Annotated in this window: 9 protein-coding genes; 3 read left to right on the forward strand and 6 right to left on the reverse strand. The window is 69.1% G+C overall.

The annotated features are described in order from the left end of the window. Window positions 1-210: 210 nt before the first annotated feature. Window positions 211-2,010: an aa3-type cytochrome oxidase subunit I gene (gene ctaD, locus IF64_RS0116080; RefSeq protein WP_036876796.1), complete on the forward strand. Its 1,800-nt coding sequence runs from the start codon at window positions 211-213 to the stop codon at window positions 2,008-2,010. Next, window positions 2,003-2,494, forward strand: a complete 492-nt coding sequence (locus tag IF64_RS0116085; protein ID WP_030532939.1) for a DUF309 domain-containing protein — start codon at window positions 2,003-2,005, stop codon at window positions 2,492-2,494. Before ctaD ends, IF64_RS0116085 begins: the two co-directional genes overlap by 8 nt. Before the next feature lie 481 nt (window positions 2,495-2,975). Here IF64_RS0116085 and fdhA read toward each other — a convergent pair whose 3' ends face one another. Together fdhA and IF64_RS0116095 are read right to left on the reverse strand one after the other, a co-directional pair. Beyond that, the gene (gene fdhA / locus IF64_RS0116090; RefSeq protein ID WP_030532940.1) at window positions 2,976-4,193 is read right to left on the reverse strand and encodes a formaldehyde dehydrogenase, glutathione-independent; all 1,218 of its coding nucleotides are present in this window, start codon (window positions 4,191-4,193) and stop codon (window positions 2,976-2,978) included. A 124-nt stretch (window positions 4,194-4,317) separates the two neighbouring features. Further along, the gene (locus IF64_RS0116095) at window positions 4,318-5,211 is read right to left on the reverse strand and encodes an isocitrate lyase/PEP mutase family protein (protein ID WP_030532941.1); all 894 of its coding nucleotides are present in this window, start codon (window positions 5,209-5,211) and stop codon (window positions 4,318-4,320) included. Window positions 5,212-5,323: 112 nt separating this feature from the next. Between IF64_RS0116095 and IF64_RS0116100 the strand changes: the two genes are divergently transcribed. Continuing rightward, window positions 5,324-6,043 carry a GntR family transcriptional regulator gene (locus tag IF64_RS0116100; RefSeq protein ID WP_084705898.1) on the forward strand — a complete coding sequence of 240 codons (720 nt, stop codon included), beginning with the start codon at window positions 5,324-5,326 and terminating at the stop codon, window positions 6,041-6,043. 46 nt (window positions 6,044-6,089) lie between these two features. On the opposite strand, the gene IF64_RS0116105 is transcribed toward IF64_RS0116100, so the two are convergent. The 4 genes from IF64_RS0116105 to IF64_RS27190 all read right to left on the reverse strand — a co-directional run. Continuing rightward, window positions 6,090-7,259: an MFS transporter gene (locus IF64_RS0116105; RefSeq protein WP_030532943.1), complete on the reverse strand. Its 1,170-nt coding sequence runs from the start codon at window positions 7,257-7,259 to the stop codon at window positions 6,090-6,092. Window positions 7,260-7,388: 129 nt separating this feature from the next. Beyond that, window positions 7,389-8,246, reverse strand: coding sequence for a LysR family transcriptional regulator (locus tag IF64_RS0116110; protein ID WP_030532944.1), 858 nt, complete (start codon window positions 8,244-8,246; stop codon window positions 7,389-7,391). Window positions 8,247-8,265: 19 nt separating this feature from the next. Continuing rightward, window positions 8,266-9,021 carry an SDR family oxidoreductase gene (locus IF64_RS0116115; protein ID WP_030532945.1) on the reverse strand — a complete coding sequence of 252 codons (756 nt, stop codon included), beginning with the start codon at window positions 9,019-9,021 and terminating at the stop codon, window positions 8,266-8,268. Between the two features lie 117 nt (window positions 9,022-9,138). Next, window positions 9,139-9,604 (reverse strand): HNH endonuclease signature motif containing protein (locus tag IF64_RS27190; RefSeq protein WP_030532946.1); only part of this gene is annotated, 466 nt, incomplete at its 5' end.

Consider the following 9,604-nt stretch of genomic DNA (forward strand, 5'->3'; position numbering starts at 1 on the left):
CGTGTCGCCTTCCGATTCGTGCCGGGCTGTACCCGTGCGCCTGGTTTCCGGCGCAGCCGCGCGCACCGGTACTGGCGAACGTAGCAAAATCCCAGGCCGACACCCACATCGTGCTCACGCGGACCTCACGCGGGTGCAAAGCGCTGCGATCACCGGGACACGCTCCTACCGTCATGGAGGGACCGTCCACCGCAGCCGGAGGTACCTCGGGTGACCACGCATTCGGTACAGCCGCCGACGGACATCGAGCCGACCCGGATCGCCGATCCCCCGCATGCGACGGGCACGCGGGGCAGGCGGCTTCTGAGCCTCATGCGCACGACGGACCACAAGGTCATCGGCGTCATGTACATGGCCACGTCGCTGGCGTTCTTCATGGCGGGCGGGCTGATGGCCCTGCTCATCCGCGGCGAGCTGGCCAGGCCGGGGATGCAGTTCCTCTCGCAGGAGCAGTACAACCAGCTGTTCACCATGCACGGCACGGTGATGCTGCTGCTGTACGCCACGCCGGTGGTCTTCGCGTTCGCCAACCTGGTGCTGCCGCTGCAGATCGGCTCACCCGACGTCGCCTTCCCGCGCCTGAACGCGTTCTCGTACTGGCTGTTCCTGTTCGGCGGGCTGATCGTGCTGAGTTCGCTGATCACGCCCGCCGGTGGTGCGGACTTCGGGTGGACCGCCTACACGCCACTGTCCCGCGCCGAGTACTCGGTGGGCGTCGGGGGCGAGCTGTGGATCATGGGCCTGACGGTGTCCGGACTGGGCACGATCCTCGGCGCGGTCAACATGATCACGACGATCGTGTGCCTGCGCGCGCCCGGCATGACGATGTGGCGGATGTCCCTTTTCACCTGGAACATCCTGTTCACCAGCGTTCTCGTGCTGGCCGCGTTCCCGATCCTGACGGCTGCGCTCCTCGGCCTGTTCGCCGACCGCATGCTCGGGGCGCACGTGTTCGACCCGGCCAACGGCGGCGCGATCCTGTACCAGCACCTGTTCTGGTTCTTCGGCCATCCCGAGGTGTACATCGTCGCGTTGCCGTTCTTCGGCATCATCACCGAGATCATCCCGGTGTTCAGCAGGAAACCGCTGTTCGGCTACCGGCTGATGGTGTTCGCGACGATGGGCATCACGGCGCTGTCGTTCGTGGTGTGGGCCCACCACATGTTCGCGACCGGCGCGGTGCTGCTGCCGTTCTTCTCGTTCCTGACATTCGCGATCGCCGTGCCGACGGGCATCAAGTTCTTCAACTGGATCGGCACGATGTGGAAGGGCCACATCACGTTCGAGTCGCCGATGCTGTGGTCCGTCGGCTTCCTCGTGACGTTCCTGCTCGGCGGGCTCACGGGCGTGCTGCTGGCCGCGCCGCCCGCCGACTTCCACGTGCACGACAGCTACTTCGTGGTGGCGCACTTCCACTACGTGCTGTTCGGCACCATCGTGTTCGCCACGTTCGCGGGGATCTACTTCTGGTTCCCGAAGTTCACCGGCCGGATGATGGACGAACGTCTCGCCAAACTGCACTTCTGGCTCACGTTCATCGGTTTCCACACGACGTTCCTGGTGCAGCACTGGCTGGGCTCGGAGGGCATGCCGCGCCGCTACGCCGACTATCTGCCCTCCGACGGCTTCACGGCACTCAACACCGTGTCGACGATCGGCGCGTTCATCCTCGGTGCGTCGATGCTGCCGTTCGTGTGGAACCTCATGCGCAGTTGGCGGTTCGGCGAACCGGTGACCGCCGACGACCCGTGGGGCTACGGCAACTCGCTCGAATGGGCCACGACCTCGCCTCCGCCCCGGCACAACTTCCTCGAACTGCCCCGGATCCGCTCCGAGCGTCCCGCGTTCGAGCTGCACTATCCGCACATGATCGAGCGGCTGCACGCGGAGGGGCACATCACGTTCACCGGCAGGACCAAACCGCACGACAGTCAGCCGCAGCCGCCGTCGAAGCACGCATCGAACGGCATGAGCGGTACCCACGACGTGTCAGACTCGGACCGTGAGTGATCGACCGACGAGCGCACGCGACAGGGATTCCGAAGGCAGGGCACGCAACGCGCGTCCGCGCGACGGACTCGGCAGGCCGCTGCCCTACGGCTCGCCGGGGGTGGAGCGCGCGCCGGAAGGCGTGGAACGCACCCCGGAGGACACGATTCGCGAGGCGCAGCAGCTGTTGGACGAGGGCAAGCCGTTCCACGCCCACGAGGTGTTCGAGGACGCGTGGAAGTCCGGCCCGGCGAGCGAAGAGGGGTTGTGGCGCGGGCTGGCGCAGGTGGCGGTGGGCGTGACGCACGCGGCGCGCGGCAACCTCACCGGCGCGGCGTCGCTGCTCACCCGGGGTGCGGACAACATCGAACCGTTCGCCGCCGACGCGCCGTACGGCCTCGACGTCGCCGGCCTGTGCGCCTGGGCACGCACCCTCGCCCAGGGCATGCCGACCCGCACGAGCCCCCCGGACGCAGCGTCGATAGCCCCCCGCCTCCACCCCTGACCGACGCCGTGTTGCGGATTCCGGGGCCCGTGTTGCGGGTTCCGGGGCGCGTGCTGCGGGTTCCGGGACCCGTGTTGCGCATTCCGGTGCCCGCGTTGCGGATTCAGGAGCCGTGTTGCGCCCCTAGGGAGCCGTGTTGCCGATTCCGGGGCGCGTGTTGCGCGTTCGGCGTCGAGCCGACCCGGTGCGCATCCATCACGCCACGACGCGTTGGCGCGACGCGGTGGTATCCGCGTCGTCGATGCCAGCGGCGCGGAGGGCATCGCGAGTGGCATGCTGCGACGGTGTACCGGGCCGAGCCCGGCTCGACGTGTGTTCGCAAACACGAGCACCGACAACCACGGTCTCCCGAGCCGACAACACGGCACCCCAAGAACGCAACACGCGCCCCCAGGGGCGCAACACGGGCCCCCGGATCCGCAACACGCGTTCCCAGGGGCGCAACACGCGCCCCTGGGAACGCAACACGGGTCGAGGGCGCTCAGGCGGCCGGCGCCATTCCGTGCGGGTCGATGACGAACTTGCGGGCGACACCGCTGTCGAACTGCCGGTAGCCCTGCGGTGCGTCGTCGAGCGAGATCACCGTGGCGTTGACTGCCTTGGCGATGTTCGCCTTCCCGCTGAGGATCATGTTCATCAGCTGCCGGTTGTACTGCTTCACCGGACACTGACCCGTCGTCATCGAGTGCGACTTCGCCCAGCCCAAGCCGATCCGCACGCCGAGCTGACCGACCTGGGCGTTCTCGTCGGCCGCACCGGGATCGCCCGTGACGTACAACCCCGGGATGCCCAGTGACGCACCTGCACGGGCGATGGTCATGACGTCGTTGAGCACGGTCGCGGGCTGCTCACCCGCGTCCTTGCCGTGGCCGCGCGCTTCGAACCCGACGGCATCCACCGCCGCGTCCACCTCCGGTTCGCCGGTGATCTGCTCGATGGCGTCGGGCAGCGGCGTTCCGGAACTCAGGTCGACGGTCTCGCAGCCGAAACTGCGTGCCTGGTCGAGCCGTTCGGCGAGCATGTCGCCGACGATCACGACCGAGGCGCCGAGCAACTGGGCCGCGTGGGCGGCGGCCAGCCCCACCGGCCCCGCCCCTGCCACGTACACAGTGGACCCGGTCGTCACACCCGCGGTGTAGGCACCGTGATATCCGGTGGGAAAAATGTCCGACAACATCGTCAGGTCGAGAATCTTCTCGAGCGCCTGATCACGGTCGGGGAATTTCAGCAGGTTGAAATCGGCGAACGGCACCATGACGTATTCGGCCTGACCACCGATCCAGCCGCCCATGTCGACGTACCCGTAGGCAGCGCCGGGACGGGCGGGATTGACGTTGAGGCAGATTCCCGTCTTGCCCTCGTTGCACATTCGACACCGGCCGCAGGCGATGTTGAACGGCACCGAGCAGATGTCACCTTCGCGGACGAACAGCACGTCCTCGCCGACTTCCACCACTTCACCGGTGATCTCGTGACCGAGTGTCTGCCCGACCGGAGCAGTCGTGCGCCCACGCACCATGTGCTGATCACTGCCGCAGATATTGGTCGTGACGATACGCAGGATCGCCGCGTGCGGCGCCTTCTTCTTGATTCCGAGGCCGTCGACGACGTCGCTCGGCAGTTCCAGTTTCGGATAGTCGACGGATTCGACCGCGACCTCACCGGGACCCTTGTAGACGACAACGCGATTATCCGGCATTTGCGAACCCCTTTGTCTGCTCGCCGGGCAGGTGCGCAGATGCGCATAAATCAACCTAGCCGCGCGGCCGGGTGATCACCACCCGGCCGCGTCGCCGGAAGAAGCGCCGCCAGGAAAAGCAGCGTCAGGAGAAGCGCTGTTCGAGGTCGCCGATCTCGGGCAGGCCGATCAGGTCGGTGAACTCGCCGAAGGTCGGCAGCTCGGGCAATGCGGATGTCGGCGTGCCCTCGGAGCGGAGCGTCGCCAGCAGCGAGCGCATGCCCGCGGTGGCGGCGAGCAACGTCCCGATCGGATAGATCACCAGCGAGAAGCCGAGCTCGGCGATGCGGTCGAGCGACAACGGCGGAGTGCGTCCGCCCTCGGCCCAGTTGAACACCAGCGGTGCGACGCCACGCAACTCGCGGGCGACCGACTCGATACCCTCCTCGCTCGTCGGCGCCTCGACGAACAGCACGTCCGCGCCGGCCGCGGCGTAGGCGCGAGCGCGGGCGATCGCGTCGTCGAGTCCGTGGACCGCGGCGGCGTCGGTGCGCGCGATGAGCACGAAGTCGGGGTCGCGGCGGGCGGCGACGGCGGCGCGGATCTTGCCCACCATTTCGTCGGTCGGGATGACGGCCTTGCCGGACATGTGCCCGCACTTCTTCGGCATCACCTGGTCCTCGAGGTGGACACCGGCGACCCCGGCTTGTTCGTAGGCTCGTACGGTGCGCACGACGTTGATCGCATTGCCGTATCCGGTGTCGGCGTCGGCGATCACGGGGACGTCGACGGCGGAGACGATGCGGGTCGCGTTGTCGATCATCTCGGCGCCGGACAGGAGGCCGACGTCGGGCCTGCCGATCAACGACGCGGTCGTCCCGAAACCGGTCATGTACACAATGTCGAATCCGGCTTGCTCCACCAGCCGGGCCGACAGTGCGTCGTACGACCCGGGCGCGACGACGGGACGGTCGGCGGCAAGCAGCTCTCGCAAACGCTTGCGTGGTGGTGTTTCCGCAGTGCCGAGCAGGTCTGCCACGGCTAGCCTCCTTGCTGTACGCCACAGGCCGGAAGTAGCCACCGCCGGCCACGGATCGAACGTTGTCGACACGTCCACGACGAGGATTGCACACAATCCGGGTGAGGTGCCCATGAACCGACCACAACCACACGAACCGCGGCAGCCGGGCACACCCGCCCCGACGGCCACGGCACCGTCGACCACGTCGACGAGCCGCACCGTGGACGCATTGCGCGAGCTCATCCTCCGCGGGGAGCTGGCCCCGGGTGCGCGACTCGCGGAGGTGGAGCTGGCGGGCAGGCTCGGTGTGAGCAGGACGCCGGTGCGCAGCGCGTTGACGCAGCTGGCGACGGAGGGGCTGGTCGAGGTCGCGCCGAATCGCGGGGCCCGGGTGGCGACCTGGACGGTGCGCGAGCTCGAGGGCATCTTCGACCTGCGGACCGCGTTGGAACCGCGGGCGGCGGCCCTGGCGGCACGGCACGCGACGGCCGACGACACCGCCGAACTGGCCCACCTTGCCGAGCGCATGGTCGAGGTCGGCACGCCCGGGCGGGGGCAGGATCTCGACGCGCTGGCCGAGCTCAACCGGCGGTTCCACGACCGGCTCTCGGCGTTGGCGGACAACGCGGCGCTGGCCAACGCCCTGTCGGGGGCCGTGCACGCGCCGATCGTGCTCCGCAACTTCCACACCTACGACGTCGAATCGTTGCGCCGCAGCCTGGCCCATCACGTGGAGATCGTCGCCGCGATCCGTGCGGGCGACGCGGTGTGGGCCGAGGCGGTGATGACCGCGCACATGCGCAACGCCAGGGCCGTCATGGTCGCCGCCGCGCAAGCCGCCGAAGGGTGACGCCGAACAGGACACGGAGCGGGCGTGAGGCGTTCGCGCGCTGCCGTCAGACGAGGTTCTTGCGGATCGCCCGCCAGGTGAGCCCGCCGGAGGTGCCGAGGAGCACGGCGGTCACGAGGAAGACCCCGCCGGCCCCGGCGACCCCGGCGATGGCGCCCGCCCCGAGCGGGACGAGAACCTGACCGAGCCGGTTGCCCGTCAGCCGCAGCGACAGGGCAGAGGCGCGGCTGCGTTCGGTCACGAGGCTCACGACCCAGCTCATCGTCAGCGGTTGGCCCACGCCCCAGAGGAAGCCGACGATCACGAGGAACGCGCCGATGACGACCGGGTGCGGGATGACGGGGATGAGGGCCATCGGCACGGCCGAGCACAGCGTCGCGGCCAGCAGCATCCACCGCCGGTGCACCCTCCGCAGCAACGCGGGCAGAAACGAGCGCGACACGATGGCAGCGCCGGTGCGCATCATCAGCAGGGTGGTCACGAGCAGCACGCTGAACCCGTGCTGTTGGCCGAGCACGGGAAGGAACGCGGCGAGTACGTCCATCGACGTCAGGACGACGAGGCTGCTGAACATGGCGGCCCGCATGCCGGGCGTGCGCAGCATGGTGGGCACCGACTGGGCTTCGCCGTGCTGTCTGGCCCGTGCCGCCGCGGACCCGACGACCGGCATCAACAGCGTCGACGGAACGGCGAGGACGGCCAGTCCCGCGAGGGCCAGCAGTCCCGCGGTGGTGGCCACGCCGCCGGAGCCGCTGCTGGCCGAGGTGACCAGACCCGCCACAGGTAGGCCCGCGGTCTGCCCGATCGACGTGGCCAGCGCCCACCCCGCGAACCGCCGGTCGAGCTGGTCGGAGGTCGACAGCAGCGGGATGAACCCCTGTCCGGCGACGGTCACGAGGATCTGCGCGAATCCCAGCAGCACGTTCCCGATGGCCAGCACGACGAGGTCGCCACTGACGGCGATCACGACCAGCGCTCCGATCGTCAGGAACACGCCCGCCCGCAGCATGCCCGCCGGGTGGCCGTTGTCGACCGCGCGTCCGACCGGCACCGCCACGATCAGCGGCAGGAGCGAGAACAGCGCGGTGATGACGCCGAGCGCGATCCCGTGCCCGCCGAGCTCGAGGACTCGGTAGGACACGAGCATGCGGGCCGCGTTGTAGGCGGCCTGGGTGAGCAGCGTGCCCGCCCACAGATGCGGATACCAGCGGGTCATGCGGGCAGGCTGCCACCACCGACGGTGTGCCGACCCACGGGACGCCACCGCCACGCCACGTTCGTGAGCCGAATCGCGTTCGGCCGCGGGCACGACGGCGGATGGCGGGCGTATCTGGCGGCCGGCGGGTCAGTCCACTGAGGACAGGAAAGCGTCGCGGGCCGCGGAGGTGGTGCGCTGGGGCCACAGGGCGTGGAGCGGGACGGTGAGTTCGGGGGCGAGGTCGACGACACGGACGCCACCTGCTGCGGTGCCTGCGGGTGCGGTCACGAAGGCGACGTCGGCGGTGCCGGCGGGCGCGGTGACGGGTGGCGTGCCTTGGACGGGGTTGCGGCGGATGCGCGGTTCGAAGCCGGCGTCCCGGCACAGTCCGATGAGCAGGTCGGTGTAGGCCGACCGGCCGGGTGTGCCCCACACGATGATGGTGTGGTCGGCGAGTTCGGCCGGGGCGACCGTGTCGCGTGCGGCCATGGGGTGGTCGCCCGCGACGGCGACGCGGAGGCGCTGGCGGGTGACGAGGGTGCGCGCGAGGCCGTGGGCGGGTGGCATGGCGCGGCACAGGCCGAGGTCGAGTTCGCCCGCGAGGAGTTCGCGGGTGAGTTCGTCCGGGTAGCGCTGGCTGACGCGGGTGTCGCCGACGGTGGTTCCGGCCAGCAGTGCGGTGACTTCGTCGCCGGTGACGGCCGGGGTGTGCCCGATGCGGAGCGTCTCCGTTTCGCCGCGGCCGATGCGCCGGGCGCGGAGCACGGCGGAGTGTGCGACGCCGTGCAGTACGCGGGCCTCCTCGACGAGGACTTCTCCCGCGGGCAGGAGGGTCACGCCCGCGGGTCCCCGGTCGAGGAGGTCCACGCCCACTTGACGTTCGAGCGTCCGGACCGATGTGGACAGTGCCTGCTGTGACATGTGCAGGCGCGCGGCGGCGCGGGTGAAGCTGCCTTCCTCGGCCACGGCGACGAGGTGGTCGAGTTTGTGCAGGTCCAGGCCCACGCGTCGCCCCTTTCGCCGGTTACCGGGTGGTGTAGCCACCGTTCGGGAACATCGTCTGTCCAGTGAACCATCGGCCTTCGGTGGCGAGGAAGGTGATGATCGGTGCGATGTCCTCGATCTTGGTGAGCTGGTTGCCCATGGCCTGGGACTTGTGGAACTCGACGCGTTCCGGCGTCTCCTGGGGGTAGAAGAACGGCGTGTCCATCGGTCCCGGCGCCACGGTGTTGACCGAGATGCCGCGGTCGGCGAACTCCTTGGCTGCGGCGCGCGTGAAGTGTTCGAGCGGGGCCTTGCCGCCGGCGTACGTGGAGTATCCGTCGGTGAAGGCGGCCAGCAGCGACGTGCCGAGGCTGATGATGGAGCCGTTGTCGTTCAGCCTGCGGCCTGCTTCCTGGATGAAGAAGTACGCCGCTTTGGCGTTGATCGCGAACATGCGGTCGTACTCTTCCTCGGTCGTCTCGAGGATCGGCTTGCGCAGCACCATTCCCGTGGTGTTCACGGCGACGTCGACGCCGCCGAACCTGTCGACCGCGGCGTCGAACAGCGCGCGCACGTCGGCCACGCGCGTCAGGTCACCCTGCACCGTGACCGCTTCCCCGCCGGCGTTCTGCACCGCGTCGGCCGTCTTCTGCGCGTCCGGCGCGGAGCCGTCACTGTGGTAGTGCACGACGACCTTCGCCCCGGCCGCGCCGACCTTCGTCGCCAGCAACCCACCGAGGTTCTTCGCACCGCCGCCGATGACGACGACCTTGTCCCGCAGATCTGTGTCGGCCATGGGTTGTTCCCTCCGTACGTTCGGTGTTGTTCCGCAGTCACGACGCTAGGCAGGAGGAGATGAACAGGGGAAACACACGTTGCGGGTGGGGTCACAGGCAGCGTGGATAGCGCGTGGTCAGAAGGGCGGCGGATCGTCGGGGGCGGATCGTTTCGGCGTGAGTATCGGTCGGCGTCTGCCGGTGTAGGTGGTTCCGCCGGGTGTGGTGATGGACGAGGCGCCGTGGTGTGGGTCGTAGCGGGTGATCCAGCCGGGCGCGTTCTTCATTCGATGATGTCGTCGACACCGTGGTGCGGTGTTGGTGGCGGAGGTGGGCCCGTTGTCGGTGGCCCACTCGCGTTGGTGGTCGAGGTCGCAGTGCCGAGCAGGACGTCGACACCACGGCACCACGCATTCCCGGTCGCGCACCCGGACGAGTTCCCGGATGGCCGCGTTGGGCCGTCGTCGACTACGACCCAGGTCCAGCGGCTGGCCGGTGGCCGGGTCGCAGACCACCTTCCGCCACACACTGTCGGTATTGGTCATGATCTCCCGCGCCACCGCAGCCGGGATGGGACCGTAGCCGTCCAACTCACAGCCGCTG

Source organism: Prauserella rugosa (assembly GCF_000719975.1).
GTDB classification, from domain to species: domain Bacteria; phylum Actinomycetota; class Actinomycetes; order Mycobacteriales; family Pseudonocardiaceae; genus Prauserella; species Prauserella rugosa.